Origin of the sequence: Microcystis sp. M_OC_Ca_00000000_C217Col (genome assembly GCF_007095585.1) — a bacterium.
Classification (GTDB): Bacteria; Cyanobacteriota; Cyanobacteriia; order Cyanobacteriales; family Microcystaceae; genus Microcystis; species Microcystis panniformis.
This window is the reverse complement of record NZ_SFBV01000189.1, coordinates 1-18,491: the sequence shown is the minus strand read 5'-3', so window position 1 is coordinate 18,491 and position 18,491 is coordinate 1. Positions and strand designations below refer to the sequence as shown.

At 45.7% G+C, this 18,491-nt stretch carries 16 protein-coding genes; 3 read left to right on the top strand and 13 right to left on the bottom strand.

Going from position 1 to position 18,491, the window contains the following annotated elements:
- Positions 1-64: 64 nt before the first annotated feature.
- Together EWV66_RS11035 and EWV66_RS11030 are read right to left on the bottom strand one after the other, a co-directional pair.
- Positions 65-283 (bottom strand): hypothetical protein, encoded by a 219-nt coding sequence (locus EWV66_RS11035; RefSeq protein WP_128575143.1) that lies wholly within the window; start codon positions 281-283, stop codon positions 65-67.
- Positions 284-289: 6 nt separating this feature from the next.
- A complete protein-coding gene (locus EWV66_RS11030) occupies positions 290-2,290 on the bottom strand; it encodes an alkyl/aryl-sulfatase (protein ID WP_249264891.1) in 2,001 nt (666 codons plus the stop codon).
- 45 nt (positions 2,291-2,335) lie between these two features.
- On the opposite strand from EWV66_RS11030, the gene EWV66_RS11025 reads away from it, so the two are divergent.
- Complete coding sequence (locus tag EWV66_RS11025; RefSeq protein WP_287107158.1) at positions 2,336-2,722, top strand: hypothetical protein; 387 nt, start codon at positions 2,336-2,338, stop codon at positions 2,720-2,722.
- Positions 2,723-2,994: 272 nt separating this feature from the next.
- On the opposite strand, the gene EWV66_RS11020 is transcribed toward EWV66_RS11025, so the two are convergent.
- Together EWV66_RS11020 and EWV66_RS11015 are read right to left on the bottom strand one after the other, a co-directional pair.
- Positions 2,995-4,371: a cobyrinic acid a,c-diamide synthase CobB gene (locus EWV66_RS11020; protein WP_287107159.1), complete on the bottom strand. Its 1,377-nt coding sequence runs from the start codon at positions 4,369-4,371 to the stop codon at positions 2,995-2,997.
- Between the two features lie 171 nt (positions 4,372-4,542).
- Positions 4,543-4,734: a hypothetical protein gene (locus tag EWV66_RS11015; RefSeq protein ID WP_287107160.1), complete on the bottom strand. Its 192-nt coding sequence runs from the start codon at positions 4,732-4,734 to the stop codon at positions 4,543-4,545.
- A 595-nt stretch (positions 4,735-5,329) separates the two neighbouring features.
- Here EWV66_RS11015 and pckA point away from each other — a divergent pair.
- On the top strand, positions 5,330-7,009 hold the full coding sequence (gene pckA / locus EWV66_RS11010; protein ID WP_004163054.1) for a phosphoenolpyruvate carboxykinase (ATP): 1,680 nt from the start codon (positions 5,330-5,332) through the stop codon (positions 7,007-7,009).
- Between the two features lie 435 nt (positions 7,010-7,444).
- On the opposite strand, the gene EWV66_RS11005 is transcribed toward pckA, so the two are convergent.
- From EWV66_RS11005 to EWV66_RS10970, 8 genes are all read right to left on the bottom strand, one after another.
- On the bottom strand, positions 7,445-8,668 hold the full coding sequence (locus EWV66_RS11005; RefSeq protein WP_287107161.1) for a BaiN/RdsA family NAD(P)/FAD-dependent oxidoreductase: 1,224 nt from the start codon (positions 8,666-8,668) through the stop codon (positions 7,445-7,447).
- Between the two features lie 197 nt (positions 8,669-8,865).
- The gene (urtE, locus tag EWV66_RS11000; protein ID WP_052275868.1) at positions 8,866-9,564 is read right to left on the bottom strand and encodes an urea ABC transporter ATP-binding subunit UrtE; all 699 of its coding nucleotides are present in this window, start codon (positions 9,562-9,564) and stop codon (positions 8,866-8,868) included.
- Positions 9,565-9,602: 38 nt separating this feature from the next.
- Positions 9,603-10,349, bottom strand: coding sequence for an urea ABC transporter ATP-binding protein UrtD (urtD, locus tag EWV66_RS10995; RefSeq protein WP_002732385.1), 747 nt, complete (start codon positions 10,347-10,349; stop codon positions 9,603-9,605).
- A 117-nt stretch (positions 10,350-10,466) separates the two neighbouring features.
- On the bottom strand, positions 10,467-11,621 hold the full coding sequence (gene urtC, locus EWV66_RS10990; protein ID WP_052275870.1) for an urea ABC transporter permease subunit UrtC: 1,155 nt from the start codon (positions 11,619-11,621) through the stop codon (positions 10,467-10,469).
- Positions 11,622-11,624: 3 nt separating this feature from the next.
- Entirely contained in the window at positions 11,625-12,821 is a 1,197-nt protein-coding gene (locus EWV66_RS10985) for an ABC transporter permease subunit (RefSeq protein WP_287107162.1), read from the bottom strand.
- Between the two features lie 94 nt (positions 12,822-12,915).
- The gene (gene urtA, locus EWV66_RS10980; protein WP_287107163.1) at positions 12,916-14,232 is read right to left on the bottom strand and encodes an urea ABC transporter substrate-binding protein; all 1,317 of its coding nucleotides are present in this window, start codon (positions 14,230-14,232) and stop codon (positions 12,916-12,918) included.
- Positions 14,233-14,596: 364 nt separating this feature from the next.
- Entirely contained in the window at positions 14,597-14,872 is a 276-nt protein-coding gene (locus EWV66_RS10975) for a TMEM165/GDT1 family protein (RefSeq protein ID WP_002732425.1), read from the bottom strand.
- A 120-nt stretch (positions 14,873-14,992) separates the two neighbouring features.
- Positions 14,993-15,412: a TMEM165/GDT1 family protein gene (locus tag EWV66_RS10970; protein ID WP_128575144.1), complete on the bottom strand. Its 420-nt coding sequence runs from the start codon at positions 15,410-15,412 to the stop codon at positions 14,993-14,995.
- A 380-nt stretch (positions 15,413-15,792) separates the two neighbouring features.
- Here EWV66_RS10970 and EWV66_RS10965 point away from each other — a divergent pair, with 380 nt between their 5' ends.
- Complete coding sequence (locus EWV66_RS10965; RefSeq protein ID WP_052275873.1) at positions 15,793-16,413, top strand: vWA domain-containing protein; 621 nt, start codon at positions 15,793-15,795, stop codon at positions 16,411-16,413.
- Between the two features lie 46 nt (positions 16,414-16,459).
- Here the strand turns inward: EWV66_RS10965 and glgA are convergent, their stop codons facing one another.
- On the bottom strand, positions 16,460-17,887 hold the full coding sequence (glgA, locus tag EWV66_RS10960) for a glycogen synthase GlgA (protein ID WP_052275874.1): 1,428 nt from the start codon (positions 17,885-17,887) through the stop codon (positions 16,460-16,462).
- Positions 17,888-18,491: the final 604 nt, after the last annotated feature.

The following is an 18,491-nucleotide window of genomic DNA, read 5'->3' as shown; positions in this document are numbered from 1 at the left end:
GACTCTGTGTAAGACAGTACATGGTTTTTTAACTGTGGTATGCGACGGTGGTGGAAGCAGAAACTTAAATCGTGAGGTTTAGGAATCGCCGCACTTTTAGGGCGGCGAGGATGTCAACGGCGGTCAGATTGCCATAATCAGGGATTAAGTTGCGGCTTAAGACAGAACACTGTGGAAGGGACGGGGAGACGAGGAGAGGTGAGATACTTGCCCAACTCCCCCATTCCGAAACTGTCCCGCTTGAAACCGGTAGCCCTTCACCGTTCCCAGGGGTGACTGCCATTGCCGCTCAACCTCCAGACGTATCTGCCGGCTCTGGCTGCTCGAACGAGTTCTCAGTGGGCGTAACTGACTCCGCCGGCTTGCTTCCTGGCAAGATCTCAAAGTCCGGGGTGAACTGGACTAAGAGGCTCTGGAGTCGCACCAAGACCTGAGCATCGCCCTCTAGCTTCACCTTCCCTTCGCCAATCAGGGCAGGAAATGTGGCTATCCCAGCCATAATCAACTCCAGATCGCTACGGTCGATCGTGATGGTGAGGTCAGGATTTTTGGCCTGGAATCCCTTGATGTTTGTCAGGGTTGAATTACTCATTTCCACCGCAAATTTCTCACCGTTGTCCGGTGTGAGCAAATTGATGGTGAATTTCATCCCTTCCGCTTTCTGGCTATCTAGACGAATGCCGATGAAGTCGAGCCAGAGTTGGGTGGACATGGCGCGAACCGTATCGGGGGTGACTGTCTTGGCCGTGACCCCCTTGGGGAAGCCATTTCGTAGTTCGTAAGCGGCGGCCAGAAAGCTGTTGCGGACACTGGGGCTTTCTTTCTGGTAGCCAATCTGCTCAAACACATCGGCCAGGAGGTCTTTAGCTGCCTGGTTCTGGGGTTCAGCATAGACCAGCTTGTTCAGTATCTCCATGGCTTCGCGGTATTGGCCTCGAGCGTGCAACTCCTGACCTTTGGCCAGAATCTTATCCGCACCCCCCATCATCTCGACGTAGAGCGGAGCCGATTCCCTCGGTGACAGCGGAATTAATGTGGCTGGATTGGCATCCCAGTAGCCCAGGTAGCGGTTAATCACGGCACGGCTATTGTGTTCCTCAGAACCGTGGTAGCTGTGGGCAGCCCACTGTTGCTGCAAACTTTCGGGCAGCTTGTAAACATTGTGGATTTCATTAATGGTCACGCCCTGGTTAGCTTGGTGCAGCACCTCGTTATGCAGATGGGCATAGGCATCCCGCTGGGTTCGCATGACTTCCTGAATGCGATCGTTGCCCCAACGGGGCCAGCTATGGGAGGCAAACATCACCTCCGCTTGCTGCCCGAACCTATAGAGGGCTTCATTAATTTTCTTCGACCACTCCAACGCATCCCGCACCAATGCACCCCGCAGCGTGTAGATGTTGTGGATCGTACCGCAGATGTTTTCTGCTGCCCAGAACGCTTTCCAGTCAGGGAAATAGGTGTTCATCTCGGCGGGGGCTTCGGTGCCTGGCGTATTCTGAAATACCATTTTCACCCCGTCGATGGTCAATTCCTCAATGTCCTGCTCGATGTAACGGGTGGGTTCAATCAGTCCGGTGTTGCCCGCTGCGGTGTTCTTGCCGATCGACTGATCTACATGGCCGAACGGGCTGCGCGGCAATAGCAGGCCGTACTGAAAGAATGCCCGGCGGACCATCGCCGTCCCCGAATAGACGTTTTCGGCGATCGCATATTCCATGAAGCCAACGGGGGCGATAATCTGCACCTTCCCGTTCTTCACATTCGCCTCATCCACCACACCGCGCACCCCGCCGTAGTGATCGACGTGGGAGTGGGAGTACACGACGGCGACCACACGACGGTGTCCCAGGTGTTCATTGACCAGTTCCAGAGCGGCTTTAGCCGTTTCCTTACAGGTCAACACATCAAATAGAATCCAACCTGTATTGCCCTTGATGATCGTCATGTTGGCCAGGTCGAACCCTCGCACTTGGTAGATCTTGTCCGGCAAGACCTCATAGAGTCCGTAGGCCATGTTCAGAACTGCCTGGCGCTGCAATGAGGGGTGAATGCTGTCGAAAACGCTGTCAAAGCCCCGCAACAGGAACTCGTAGCTGCCCATATCCCAAGCCACGTTACCCGCCTCTGCTATGATTTGTTTGTAAGGTGGGGCGGCAATAAAGCCTTTTTGGGCCTCTTCAAAATCCCGTTTGTCCTCGAACGGCAGGGTCTGGCGCCAACCGTTCTGTAGTTCGATGGTGAACGGGGAGGGCATCTTGCCTTTTGGATCGAAGTGCTTGTTTTTCATAAGGAGTGGTGGGTAATTAATGCGAACAAAAACAGAGACAAGACCATGAAACAAAAAAAGATAGCCAATACACTGCGTAAAGCCTTGCTAGAAGATGGCAAAATGGAACGCGCTCTTTATGAATACGAACTAGAAGAACACCTAGACTACTGGTACGAAGGTCTCAAGTCCGACCGTGATCAGTTTGTCTTTGCCGTCACGGAAAACTCCGGTGACGTGGCCATGGTATTGATTACCCCAGATAAAACTATCTATGTCAATGAGGAGGCGAGAGAGAAACTCTCTGAATTCTGGATAAAAGCTTATGAGAATAATATAAATCAACTCATTCCCATGATGGCAGAGAATTTGGCCAATGATATTATCTCGGTGACAGGCGTTAAAATGGTGTCCCCAAACCAGAAGCGGCGCTGGGTTAGTTTGCGCCCGTAGAGTTAAAGTGAAGAGATGACGGGAAACCCTCAAAAACTATCCGCCCTTACCAATTGCTCGGTAAGGGCGGTGTAGCGGGTCATCGGAATCGACACCAGACTGCCGGAAGGATCTCCAGCTAGTCTAAATCTTGTTTAGACGTGGGGGTCTAGAGAACAGCCCCGGCGCGCAGCCGGCTATTGTCGATTAGGAGACCCATGCTTTTACTACTTTCTACCATCGACATCACCTCCTGTATCCCTTAACGGATTGATTATCAAATTTATCTGCAACTAGCTTAACGCAGCTGTGCCGAAAAAATCAAGGCCGGCAGCTAAAAATTTTTTCGGCAGGCTGAGGTTAGCCCCAAAATGTAGGTGGAGATAGGAAGCGTGCAGATTCTTGCCTTGCCACCCTTCGGCATTGATAGCACTTTTGGGGAATGCTTGCAGTTGATAAATCGGTGCGTCGCTCACCCCGCTTAATTGGGAGCGATGGAATTCATGGCCGCGCACTGGTTGACCTGCTTTGAGCAGGATCGTCTCCTGTTTGGCGATGGCTTGCCGATAACCTAGGGTTAATTTCGGGGACATTATAGCAGATTGGGGGATTATTTGCAACATAGAATGGTTTTTTTGCTCAAAATCAATTATTTTTTCACATAAATACATTAATCCCCCACATTCGGCGTAGGTGGGCATTCCAGAGGCGATCGCTTTTCTCACCTGAGTTAAGATAGGGGTGTTAGCGGCTAATTCCGGGGCAAAGATTTCGGGAAAACCGCCACCAAAGTACAACCCTTGCAGGTTTTCGGGCAAATTTGCCCCTTGCAAGGGACTCCAAAAGATTAATTCCGCGCCTAAATTGGCTAAAATATCGAGATTATCAGGATAATAAAAGTTAAAAGCCTTATCTCTGGCAATACCGATACGGATAGGGGGAAAAAGCTTATTTTCTTCTGTGGGATTTTTCGGGTTCTCTTGGGGAGAAATAGTGAGTAAAGGCAAGAGAATGTCCCAATTAAAGCAGTTTTGGGCAATAGAAGCCAGTTGATCTTGCAGTTGCCTGATTTCTCCTAGTTCATCCCTGGGAACCAATCCTAGATGGCGATCGGGAATTGTCAGGGAATCTTGACGACGCAAAACCCCGACAATCGGCATATTGATCGATTCTAGGGCGGTTTGCAGTAATTGCAGGTGGCGATCGCTGCCAACCCGATTGAGGATAACTCCGGCTAGATGGAGATTTTTGTCTAAAGATTGATAACCGCGGACAATAGCGGCGACAGAGGTAGATAAACGACTACAATCGATAACTAACAGCAGAGGAAGCCCTAAAATACGGGCAATATGGGCGGTACTGGCATAATCGGGAAATTGAGTATCGCTTAATTGAATACCATCAAATAGCCCCATTACCCCTTCAATCAGAGCATAATCGACATTTTGACAATGTTGGGCAAAACAGGTTTTTACATAGTCTTCAGAAGTTAAAACCGGATCGAGATTGCGACAGGGGCGACCGGTAAAATGACTATGGAACATGGGATCGATATAATCGGGCCCGACTTTAAAAGATTGCACTCGATCGCCACGACTGATTAAATAGGCCAAGATTGCCAGAGTAATCGTAGTTTTACCGACTCCGCTTCTTTCTCCTGCGATGATCATTATTAGTTGTTTTTTTTCGAGATCGAGCTAGACTTAATTAACCTGTTAAGTAGTTGGACAAAAGTAAAGTTAACTGTGGGGTAAGGAGTCAGTAGCCGGTCGTCGGTCGTCAGTAAGAATTGCGGCAATTTACATTTCTTAAGATAGACAACAGAATTTATGTCCGACTACTTACACCATCAATTCTAGAGCTTGCCAACGGCTAATAGAGTTAATTTTGGCCGCTAACTTGCCCTGTGTCAATCGACTTTTTTTATTAGCGGTGAAATCAATTTGACGGCGTTTATGATCTTTGGCATCATCTCTAGACAACCAGCTATTGTTCTGACTTTCCCAAAAACCAGAGACTTCCTCCCCCACCATTAAGATAGGCTAAGACGCATTTTAACCGCCTATCCTTAAGATTGGCTAAATCTCCTCAAATCCCTTTACTGTTGCAAGAGTGCCTCATCTCATAGGGAGGCACAATTATTTGTAGGATGGGTTAGCGGTAGCGTAACATAATCGGGCGTTGGGTTTCATGCTTCAACCCAACCTACGTTCATCTTATATTTAATTCCACCCACCCACTTAACTGCTAGATTAGCTGACCAATTTTGTTTAGCTGTTAATTTTTGTAAAAAAAACATCATCTGTATCCTATTGTACAGCTAGACTAAAAATATCTAGAAAAAGCAGTTAGATCGGCAAGAAGGAAAAGGTGAAAACCCTGACTGGGAGATGACGGGTAAATAGGCAAATAATCCTGAATTACCGCTCTAAGATTGGCTTTACCGACAGCAAAAGACCAGATTAATCAGGCAAATATCGTCAAATAAACTAATCAATATAGCTCCTTAGGTGTCTGGGAGTGAAAAAAGACAGAGAACGGAGTTTTTCTAGTTTCTATAACTGCACTAATCAGAGACATGGAACTTAGCTCTATACCGACAACTAAATTATCAGGAGAATTGGGGTTATGCCGACTCTACACACGCTGACCAATGATAGTATCTCTTGTCCCTTGCCCGATCGCATGGAGAATGTCAATTTCTACTACGAATTAGAAAATCAAATTCATCCCACCTACGGCCTCGAAAACCTAGGCATGAAAAATCTCGGTCGCGTTTATCGCAATCTTTCCGTACCGCAATTAGTCGAACAGGCGATCGAACGTCATGAGGGCGTTTTAGCCGATAATGGGGCTTTAGTGGTGGAAACGGGTAAATATACCGGTCGTTCCCCCAAAGATAAATTCATTGTCAAAGAAGCCAATAGCGAAAAGGAAATCGACTGGAATCAGCATAATGCCCCGATTAGCGAGGAAAAATTCCAGCAGTTATACCGAAAAGTCCTCGCCTATGTACAGGGAAAAGACCTATATATCTTCGATGGTTACGTCGGGTCCGATCCTAATTGTCGCTTTGGCGTGCGCGTTGTCACCGAAATCGCCTATCATAACCTCTTTGCCCATCAGTTATTCCTCCGGCCCAGTGCGATCGAACTAGCTGCCCATCAAACTGATTTTACCGTGATTGCCCTGCCGGGGTTACAGGGAGATCCCGAAGATGACGACCTGAACAGCGAAGCCTTTATCGTCCTCAACCTAGCCAAAAAAATCGTTCTCATCGGTGGCACTCGCTACGCTGGCGAAATCAAAAAATCCGTCTTCTCGATGATGAACTACCTGATGACCAAACAAGGGGTTTTACCGATGCACGGTGCCGCTAACATGGATAAACACGGTCATACAGCCCTCTTTTTCGGTCTCTCCGGTACGGGTAAAACCACCCTTTCCGCCGATCCTAAACGCAGCCTCATCGGTGATGATGAACACGGTTGGTCAGAAGACGGCATTTTTAACTTTGAAGGCGGTTGTTATGCTAAAACCATCCGTTTAAGTGCCGAATACGAACCCCAAATCTGGGCAGCGATTCAATTTGGCACTATTCTCGAAAACGTGATCCTGTCCCCCGATAATCGCCTTCCCGACTACGATGATGGACGTTTGACCGAAAACACCCGCGCCGCCTATCCCCTGCGTTATATCCCTAATTGTGCCGTATCTGGCATGGGAACCCACCCGAAAACTATTATCTTCTTAACTGCCGATGCTTTTGGGGTACTGCCACCAATCGCCAAATTAACCACGAACCAAGCGATGTATCATTTCCTCTCCGGCTATACTAGCAAATTAGCGGGAACGGAACGGGGAATCACCGCCCCACAGGTGACTTTTTCCAGTTGTTTCGGTCAATGTTTCTTCCCTCTGTCACCCCTCGTCTATGCCCAAATGTTAGGGGAACGTTTAGAACAACACCCCGAAACCTCCGTTTATCTGATTAATACTGGTTGGTCCGGCGGTCCCTACGGAGTCGGCGATCGCATTTCGATCAAACACACCCGCGCTATGGTTTCCGCCGCTTTAAATGGCGATTTAGAGGAAGTCGTTTTCCATCCTCATCCCATCTTTCAAGTTCTCGTCCCCGAAATTGTCCCAGGAGTTCCCAAAAAAATCCTCGACCCGCGACAAGCATGGCAAGATGGCGAATCCTACGACCTACAGGCGCGAGAATTGGCCCATCGTTTCGTGGAAAATTTCCGTCAATTTACCACGGCCTCCCAAGAAATCATTGCAGCCGGTCCAATTTGGGAATAACAGCATCAAGGAATCGGTTTTAACGAAGGCAGTATTCAGTATTCAGGAGTCAGGAGTCAGGAGTCAGGAGTCAGTATTCAGGAGTCAGTATTCAGGAGTCAGTATTCAGGAGTCAGGAGTCAGTATTCAGGAGTCAGTATTCAGGAGTCAGGAGTCAGGAGTCAGGAGTCAGGAGTCAGTATTCAGGAGTCAGTATTCAGGAGTCAGTATTCAGTATTCAGGAGTCAGGAGTCAGTATTCAGGAGTCAGTATTCAGGAGTCAGGAGTCAGGAGTCAGGAGTCAGGAGTCAGGAGTCAGGAGTCAGGAGTCAGGAGTCAGTATTCAGGAGTCAGGAGTCAGGAGTCAGTATTCAGGAGTCAGGAGATTATTTTTATTTATTCTCCCCTCTCCCGGCTCCCCTCTCCGGCGCTTCCTGCTCCCTGCTCCGGCGCTCCCTACACCCTTCTATTGCCCATAGCTTGTCCGGCGAGATAACCAGTGGTCCAAGCGCTTTGAAAATTAAATCCCCCCGTGACTCCATCGATATCTAGTACCTCCCCGGCAAAATATAACCCCGGACAGATTTTGCTTTCCATAGTTTTAAAATCCACTTCCTGAAGATTCACTCCCCCAGAGGTGACAAATTCCTCCTTAAACACCCCTTTTCCTTTGATTTGATATTCCCCTTGCTGTAATTCAATCATTAATCGATTGAGAGTATTTTTAGATAATTCGGCCCAGGGAGTTTCCGAGTTAACAGTCAAGTAACTTAATAAACTCTGCCAAAGACGCTTGGGTAACTGTTCAAAGGGACAATAATTAAAAAGTTTTCTTTTGGGATATTCACTTTTAGTTTGTAAGATAATTTCTCGCAATTTTTCAGGAGGATAATCCCCCAACCAATTAATGATTAAAGGCATTCGGTAATGATGCTCGTGAAGTAACCGCGCCCCCCAAGCAGAAAGTTTTAAAATAGCCGGTCCACTGACTCCCCAATGGGTAATTAACAAGGGTCCGATTTGTTCTAATTTGCTTCCCCCAAGACGAACTCGCACTTTATCCACAGCAACCCCTAACAAATCTTTCAGACGAGGATCGGCAATTTGAAAGGTAAATAAAGAAGGGACAGGAGAGATTAGAGAATGACCTAAATCTTGAGCGGTGCGATAACCAAAAGGACTACTTCCCGTAGCAATTAAAAGCTTATCTGCCCTAATTTGCTCATCTCTTTTTAATTCAATCAAAAAACTTTCTTCCTGTTTTTTTACCGATTTAACTGGGGAATTTAGCCTTAAATTAACCCCAGCAAAAGTCGCACTTTCCCGCAGACAATTAAGAATAGTTTCAGAATTATCGGTGCTGGGAAACATTCGCCCATCCGCTTCTGTTTTTAGTTTTACCCCCCGCAATTCAAACCATTTAATAGTATCTTGGGGTTGAAACCGACTAAAAGCTCCCCGTAGTGCTTTGCCACCGTGAGGATAATAATTAACCAATTGGGAAACATCAAAACAATGATGGGTGACATTACAGCGTCCCCCTCCCGAAATCCGCACTTTCGCAAGGGGTTCTTTTGCCGCTTCTAGGATAGTAACGCCAGCTTTTGGGTTAGATTCTGCCGCTTTAATTGCGCCAAAAAATCCCGCTGCCCCGCCACCAATTACGACTATTTGAGTCATATAAGTAAGTGGTTATAATTAAATTGAAGATAGATTTTGTCTTTGATCCCCCCTGCCCCCCTTGATAAGGGGGGTGCCGATCCCCCCTTAATCCCCCCTTGATAAGGGGGGTGCCGATCCCCCCTTAATCCCCCCTTGATAAGGGGAGTGTCTGATAATTTTTAACGCCTACATACTTATCAAGAAAAAAGTTAAGTTTAAACCGCCAAAAATCGCTGAATGACTTCTTGACTTAATTCGCTTGTGAAACCGGAAGCAACAATTCCCCCTTTCTGCATGGCGTAATATCGATCAGCTTGGCGGACAAAATGCAGGTGTTGTTCTACTAATAAAACGGCGATTCCTTTACTGGCAACAATACGCCGCACCGCCGCTTCAATTTCGAGAATAATTGACGGTTGAATTCCTTCCGTGGGTTCATCTAAAATCAATACTTTTGGTTCCCCCACTAAGGCGCGAGCGATGGCTAATTGCTGTTGTTGTCCCCCGCTTAAATCCCCTCCCATCCGCGATAACATGGTTTTTAAATCGGGAAATAAATCAAAGATTTCTTCGGGAATTGTGGCATTTTTTCTTTTTGTGGGTAAAGCTTCCAAACCGAGAATTAAATTCTCTTTTACCGTTAAACGGGGAATAATATCCCTACCCTGCGGCACATAACCCAGTCCTAATCTGGCTCTTTGATCTGAGGTTTTATTAATCAGGTTTTGTTGCTCATAATTAATTGTTCCCGCTCGCGGTTTTAAGATACCCATCAAGGTTTTTAATAGGGTAGTTTTGCCCACGCCATTACGTCCGATTAAACAGACCATTTCTCCCGCATTAATGTTAAGATCAACATCTCTTAAAATATGACTTTCTCCGTAGTAAACATTGAGATCAGATATGTGTAACATTGTCAACCCTTTTTAACTAATTTTAATCGTTTGACTTTTTATTCTTCCGAGGAACCTAGATAAACTTCAATAACTTTCGGATCATTTTGAATTTGCTCCATATTCCCCTCACATAGAACAGTTCCTTGGTGTAAAACCGTGACTTTGCGGGCAATTTGACGGACGAATTCCATATCGTGTTCAATGACAATAATCGAATGACTTTCCGCTAGATTTAATAACAAATTACCCACGTTTTCCGTTTCCTCATCGGTTAATCCTGCTACGGGTTCATCTACTAGCAGTAAATCTGGTGACTGGGCCACTAATTGGCCAATTTCTAAGCGTTGTTTTTCGCCGTGGGAAAGTAAAGAAGCGGATAAATCAGCTTTAGCAGTTAACCCGATAGTTTCCAATAAACCAATAACTTTTCTGCTATCTTCTAGCGGAGGACGACCGAAAAGAGTTGAGAAAACATTTTTATTGCGATTACTAACTAAATCGAGATTTTCTCGGACAGTTAGATTTAAATATACCCTAGGAGTTTGGAATTTGCGACCAATACCTAAACGAGCGATCGCATATTCAGGAATTTTGCGGAGATCTCGACCTTTAAATAATACCCGTCCGATGGTGGGTTGCACTTTCCCCGTAATCACATCTAAAAAAGTGGTTTTTCCCGCACCATTGGGACCGATAATCACCCGCAATTCTCCCGTATCCATACTGAAATTAAGATTATTGAGAGCTTTAAAACCCCCAAAACTAACGGTAAGATTCTCGATTTCTAAGATTTTTCCAGTCATAATTTCTAAGAGGATGTAGGGAATAGGGGTGATAGGGTGATGGTGTTATGGGGATTAGGGAGAGGGGAGAAAAAAGCTGTCTCCTGACTCCTGACTCCTGACTCCTGATAGCTAAGATCACTTATGCTCTAATTCTTCTTTTTCCAGTTGCACTTCCGGAGCTTCCTCAATACTAGGATAGGTAATTAAAGTTTTGCGGAAACCAAAATGAGTCAGCAAACGTTTAATTCCACCGAGAAGACCATCGGGAAGCACTGTCACCACAATTAGGAATAGGGCCCCTTGGAAAAATACCCAGACTTCCGGAAATTGTTCGCTTAAAAAAGTTTGGGCTAGGCGTACTAATAAAGTACCGACAACTGCCCCCACAAGAGTAGCACGTCCCCCCACAGCCACCCAAATCACCATTTCAATGGAAAAAGCCACATCCATAGAGTTAGGGGTGATAATTCCCGTTTGCACGGTATAAAGGGCGCCTGCAACACCAGCAATCGCCCCAGAAATGCCAAAAACTAACACCTTAAACCAAGTAGGATCATAACCGGAAAAACGGACACGCACCTCATCATCGCGAATGGCGACTAACAAGCGCCCAAATCTGCCGGTAGTTAACCAACGACAGAGGAGATAAATAGCCAGTAAACAGACAATTGTGAGTAAATAAAAGGCCACTTGAACGGCATCGGAACCCACCAGCAAACCGAAAATTGTTTGGGTATCGGTTTTTAAGCCATTAGTGCCGTTAATTAACTTTTGTTGACCGTTAAAAAAGTTAAAAAATACCAGTAAAGCCGCTTGGGTCAAAATCGAGAAATAAACCCCTTTAATGCGGTTGCGGAAGATTAAATAACCCAATAATCCCGCCACGATCGCTGGTACGATAATTAGGGCTAGAATTGTCAAAGGTAGGGAATAAAAAGGTTGCCAAATAAAAGGTAATTCTGTCACCCCGTAGAGAGTAAAAAATTCGGGCATTTGTCCGGGGGGTAACTGAAGATTTAGGTACATGGCCAAAGCGTAACCACCGAGGGCAAAAAATATGCCATGACCAAGACTTAATAAACCCGTATAACCCCAGATTAAATCTATCCCCAAAGCGACAATAGCGAAGGAAAGAAATCGCCCCAATAAACGCAAGCGGAAGGCCGACAAAGCTAAGGGCAGCAACACCGCAAAGATGACCACTAAACTAACAATAACAGCGATTTCCGTGATTAACTTTTTCTTTTCCCGTTGTCGGGATTCGTTTCTAGTGATGGTTTCGGTAATCATAATCTATAACTCAGCAGTACGTCCTTTAGGAGGAAAAATTCCCGCAGGTTTGAATTGCAAGAAAGCAATAATTAAAGCAAAAATCATCACTTTTGCCATGCTAGTGGTGGAGAAAAAGGTGAAGAAATCCGTTAGGGGTTTTAGTGCTTCTACGGAACCGGATATCAGAGCAAAAGTTCCCGAACCAATTAAATAATTAGCCACACCAATGGCCATGGCCGCGATAATAGTTCCTAGGAGATTACCCACTCCTCCCACCACCACTACCATGAAGGTATCAACGATATAATTTTGTCCCACATTTGGACCGACGGAACCCAAGAAACTAATCGCACAACCGGCAACTCCAGCTAATCCTGAACCGAGGGCAAAGGTCAAAGCATCCACTTGATTAGTGGGAATGCCTAAACAGGCACTCATCTGGCGATTTTGGGTGACGGCACGAATGCGTAAACCCCAAGAAGATTTATTTAAAAACCAATAAGTCCCTAACAAACAAATGGCAGTTAAAATAATAATAAATATACGGGTGTAGGGCATTTGAAAACCCAGTAAAGGTAAACCTCCCCGTAACCAAACAGGAGCGGTGACATCGACGTTTCTGGCACTAAACCAGGGTCGAGCGAGAACGGGATTAAAAGATAAAAGATAGCCTAATAATCCAGCGATAGCTAGGGATAAAGGCAGGGTGATACCAATAGCTAAATTGCGAATTCTCTCCCAATCTAGGCGACGACTTAACACCTTCATAGCCCCAAAAAATAAGAGACAGAAAACTATTAAACTAATTGCTAATAACCCGTTGACACTTCTGACAAATTGCTGCAGAATTAAGCTGACTCCCCAAGTGGCCAGCAGCGTTTCTAGGGGTCTGCCGTAGAGGAACCTAATCACCCCCCTTTCTAATAATAATCCCGCCAATCCCGACACTAAAAAAGCGATCGGTAGGGCGAATAAAACATAAGTATCAAAGAGAGAAATACGGAAAGCTTGAAAGACATTTAAAATATAAATATCTTCAAAACCTTTAAAGATATTCTGCACCACAAAAGTACTGTAGGCCCCTAACATCATTAACTCACCGTGAGCGAGATTAATCACCCCCATCAGTCCAAAGACAATCGCTAGTCCTAAAGCGGCCAGCAATAGCACAGAACCGATGCTAATACCATTAAACAATCCTTCCAATAATGCTGACACTTTTCGTTATTCCCGTGCATTTTTAATTTTTAAAAAGTGGGGTGAACAGTAATGCCCACCTCACTCTCGTTATTGTCTGAAAAAACTCCTAAAACTAGGATTTTTCCATTTTGAACTTACCGCCCTTAGCCGGATCCGTCCAGTCACAGGCAAAGCCCTTAGTTTCGGGGACAAATTGGTTCCAAGGTTGCGGATCCACTACCCCCGGAGTTGACCAAACGATGTCAAATAGACCATCATCTCTCACCTGACCAACCCGGACGGTTTTGGAGATATGATGATTGGGGAACATTTGCACCGGTCCTTCGGGAGCATCGAATTTCTGTCCTACGGCTGCGGCGCGAACTTTGTCGAGATCATCGGCGGTTGCCGCTTGTTCCACCGCTTGCTTCCACAGATAGACCATAATATAGGCCGCTTCCATGGGGTCATTGGTCACGCGATCCTCACCATATTTAGCTCGAAAAGCCGCAACAAATTTCTTGTTAGCGGGGGTATCTACGGTTTGGAAATAGTTCCAGCAAGCGTATTGACCGAGGAGATATTCCTTACCGATCTGTTTGACTTCTTCCTCGGCAACACTCACCGACATGACCGGATATTTATCGGGAGTTAAACCGGCCGCTTGCAGTTGTTTAAAGAAAGCCACGTTACTATCACCGTTAAGGGTGTTGAAAATAACGCCGCCATCGGGTAAAGCTTGCTTAATTTTGGTGATAATCGGGGTAACTTCCGTGTTACCTAGGGGTAGATAGTCTTCGCCCACGGTTTCGCCGCCTTTCGCCTTTAACTGCTCTTTAATGATCGTGTTGGCAGTGCGGGGGAAAACGTAATCGGAACCGACGAGGAAGAATTTTTTCCCTTTATTTTCCAGCAACCAAGTCACTGCTGGCTCGATCTGCTGGTTGGGGGCAGCCCCAGTGTAGAAGATATTTCTAGAACACTCTTGACCCTCGTACTGGACGGGATACCAGAGCATATGGTTTTTGGCTTCAAACACGGGTAAAACCGCCTGACGACTGGCGGAAGTCCAACAACCGAAGACAGTCACAACTTTGTCCTGATCGATCAGTTTGGTGGCTTTTTCGGTAAAAGTTGGCCAATCGGAAGCGCCATCTTCCACCACTGCCTCGATCTGTTTACCAAGAACACCACCGGCGGCATTGATTTCCTCGATCGCCAGTTTTTCCGCATCGACTACGCTGGTTTCACTGATGGCCATGGTGCCACTGAGGGAGTGCAGAATACCCACCTTAATTGTCTCTCCAGAAGCCGGGGCGGGACTAGCAGCTGGGCTAGGACTGGCCGTGGGGGTTTGGCTTTGATTGCCACCGCAAGCTTTTAACAGAATACTGGTTCCCAAAGCGGCAGAACCGTACAGGAGAAATTTACGTCGTCCTAAATTTGACATGATGATCTTGAACTAACCTCGCTGACAATATTAGCTACTTCACACGGATGTTTTTGCTGAGGAGATTTTCGGGAATCTTTCTACGAATATCTGTGTGATATTACGGCTAGGTTAGCAGATTTTTTGTAATTTTCGCTACTTTTTAGATTTTTTTTGTAATTTTTGCTACTTTTTTCCCAAAAATTAATGATTTTTCTGGAATTTACCTAAGTTTTTTAGCTATCAGGAGTCGGGAGACAGGAGGCAGGAGATAGGGTGATAGGGTTTTGGGGTGATAGGGTGATGAGAAAGCTTTCCCACTTCCCCACCTCCCCACACCCCAAACCCTGCCCCCAGGAAAAGCTTTTTGCCGCAAACCCAATGATCAATCCGAATCTGGCCAAAGCAGCCGGACAGCAAGCAGCGCAAAACCAATGGCCGCTATCGCTTTTAAGATCTTAGCGGGGAATAACTGCGCCATACTGCCGCCCGCAAGGACTCCTAAGAAACTGGTGCAGATTAAGGCGGTAATTGAGCCAAAAAAGACAGCTTTAGGTGATTTGGAACTGCCACCGAGAGCGATCGCTACTAATTGACTTTTATCGCCGATTTCTGCCAAAAAAACCGTGATAAATGTCAGTCCGAATAATTGCCAATTCATAAATTCTAGGGAGGTGGGAAGCTTTTTTCAGTCAACAGTAAACAGTGAACTGCTCACTGATAACTGCTCACTGATAACTGATAACTGATAACTGATCACTGATCACTGATAACTGATTGCTTAGAGAATATCGCCGATCAGTAAACCAGTGATCAAAAGGAGAAGGATAGCGACACCGATATCTAAGGTTTTGGGGGAAAGACGACGAGCAATCCAATAACCGATCAGGACACCGAGGAGACTGGTAGCGATTAAAGCGCTGGCTGCCCCGGCAAAAACCACCCAGGGGGATTGGGATTCGGCGCTGATGAGAAGGGTGGCTAATTGGGTTTTATCGCCGATTTCAGCCAAAAATACGGTTAGGAAGGTGGAACTAAACACCGTCCAAAAACTCCAAGAAGGTGGATGCTCTTGGGTTTTATCGCCGATTTCAGCCAAAAATACGGTTAGGAAGGTGGAACTAAACACCGTCCAAAAACTCCAAGAAGGTGGATGCTCAGGCTTTTTCTCGGTTGAGGCGATCGATTTGCTATCACTCATCGGCTAATTTAACAATATCGGGTTATAATTAAATTTAAAATGGATTTTAGGTTTGATCCCCCCTTAGTCCCCCCTTGATAAGGGGGGTGCCGATCCCCCCTGCCCCCCTTGATAAGGGGGGTGCCGGTCTCCCCTTAATAAAGGGGGCATCTGATAATTTTTAACGCTTACCTACTTAACAGTATCAGGTTAAGAAATAATTTTCATACTTTTTTCATTTTAGCCCGACTGGTTTTCTGGCGATAGTTTCTGCTGTTGATTACGCTGTCTCCTTCCCCCAATAGTTAAAAAACCCTAGTCGATCGAGGAAGAGTTTCCATCCTAGAGTTTAATAATCATTAGACTAGGACGAGCGCAAATCGCTTGGAGGTATAGCCCCTATGACCAGTGAAAGTGTTGTACAGGACAGAGATTATACTCTGATTATTGACAAAAGTGGCAGTATGTCCACTGCTGATAAACCCAGCGAGAAAACCCGTTGGCAAATTGCCCAAGAATCCACCCTCGCCTTGGCTAGAAAGTGCGAGGAAATTGATCCAGACGGCATCACTATCTATCTTTTCTCTGGACGTTTCCGACGCTATGATAATGTTACTTCCGATAAGGTGACACAAATTTATCAAGAAAATGAACCCATGGGGAGGACAGACCTAGCAGCTGTGCTGCAAGATGCCCTTGATAATTATTTTCAGCGCAAAACTGCCGGCAAAACTAAACCCAACGGAGAAACTATTCTGGTGATTACCGACGGAGAACCAGATGATCGCAAAGCGGTGATGCGTCAAATTATCGAAGCTTCTCGAAAACTCGATAGCGATCAAGAATTAGCCATTTCTCTGATTCAAGTAGGCCATGATCGACAAGCGACCGAATTTCTTAAAGCTTTAGACGATCAGCTAGAATCGGCGGGGGCCAAATTCGATATCGTTGACACAATTACTATCGATGATATGGAAGATATGACCCTAGCGGAAGTTCTTCTCAACGCCATTACCGATTAATTTCTAGCCAGTAGGGGTGATATCTCCACCCCTACTTAATCAGGATTTAACTGCTAGTCAGGGCGACCAATTTATCTTTTTCCTCATCGGATAATTGCTCCGATTGTCCCGTGATTTGTTTGTAGATTTTGAGATATTCCAAAGAGGATTTATACCAACTGAAATCTTGAGTCATTGCCCGTTGTTGTAGTTTTTGCCAATCCTGTTTATAACGGAAACTTTCCCAAGTCCGGATCATACAGGTAAACAGGTCTAAAGGTTCATAGCGATCGAAACTAAATCCCGTTCCTTTTTCCTGAATCGGGTCGTGGAAAGACACCGTATCGACTAAACCACCAGTGCGGCGTACCATGGGAATACAACCGTAACGCATGGCCATTAATTGGGAGATGCCGCAGGGTTCAAAACGGGAAGGCATTAACAAAGCATCGGCCCCCCCATAGATGCGACGGGAAAGGGCATCACTATAGAGAAGATGCAGGGACATTCGCCCCCGGAAACGGGAAGTCATCTCCCATAGTTGGGTTTCATAATAGCGATCGCCTGTACCCAAAATAATCAATTGTGCATCAGTATAGGTGAGAAAGCGATCTAAAATTTGCATCACTAGATCAATACCTTTTTGTTCCACCAAACGCGTCACCATCCCCATGACAAAGGCATTTCTGCTGACCTGTAGCCCCACTTCTTCTTGTAGGGCAATTTTATTGGCCAGACGTTTTTCGATGGTTTCTGGGGTAAAATTCTGCTTAAGATAAACATCTTTAGCCGGGTTATACACCTCCGTATCGATGCCATTGACAATCCCCACCAGATTGCCGGAAATATAGGACAATAATCCCTCTAAATTTTCGCCATAAATGGGGGTCTGTATTTGACGGGCATAGGTGGGAGAAACGGTGGTGATGCGATTAGCAAATTGAACCGCCGCGGCCATGGTATTATCGCCCTGCATATACCAAGGACACCAAGTCATTTTTTCTAATGCTTCGCGCCAAGGACCCTGGTAGGCGAGATTATGGATAGTAAAAACGGTGCTAATATCGGGGTCTTGGTGCATCCAGACGGGAATCATGCCCGTGTGCCAATCATGACAGTGAATAACTTGCGGTTTCCAGTAATTCCAAGCGAATTCCGCCGCACCATTGGCAAATAGGGTAAATCGCCAGGCCTCATCTTCGCCTCCGTAGATACTGCGTCCAGAGAAAGCTAGATGACCAAAGAGGTAGAGAGGAATATCCGTATCGGGTAAAACCGTCTCATAGACTAAAAAATCCTGAAACATGGCGAATCCTGACCAAATGGGTTCGGAAGGGATGTCCATTTTTTCCTGGAGAAAACCGTAGTAGGGTAGAAAAATCCGCACGTCATGACCTAGCTGACGCAAGACTTTCGGTAATGCCCCAATTACGTCTCCCATTCCCCCAACTTTGGCCATTGGGGCGGCCTCGGCACCCACAAATAGAATTCGCATACTCTTCCCGCTTCACTTCACGACGACAAGAAATTTTAACAGATAAAACCCCCCTAGCAGGATTTGCCAGCAGGTTATTATCGGATTAGCCTAGATTTTTCTTTCACCAACCAGAGAGCCAACGAGGGGAAAATTAGCTGTTTTGGACATTATTAAGTTTTGTAGCCTTTTTTTGCCGGCTTTTTATTCGGAATAAGTGTTTAAGATTTTGGATGGACTCTACCAAAGAAGACAAAGTAAACTATAGCAATCCTAAATCATTTTCTAAAAACAACTGTATTGATGAATTTTAGGAAAATCAAATTTATGATCGATCATCAATACAAAATTCAAATAAAAATTTGACAATCTTAAAAGACTTGCATAAATACCGGCGTTGTCAAATTGAAAGATGCTCCGAATCAGCTAGGAACTGAAATTACTTTGATAGCAAGGATAGCATTGCATCTTGACAATTAGTGTTTAATGAACGAATAGTGCCGATGGTTGGGCTTAAGTGGGGAACAAGAGTCGCTCGATTTAGCAGTGGAATTAGCCCTACAATCGGCGTAGGGCTAATTCATGAATTAGCCCTACAATCGGCGTTGTCAAATTGAAAGATGCT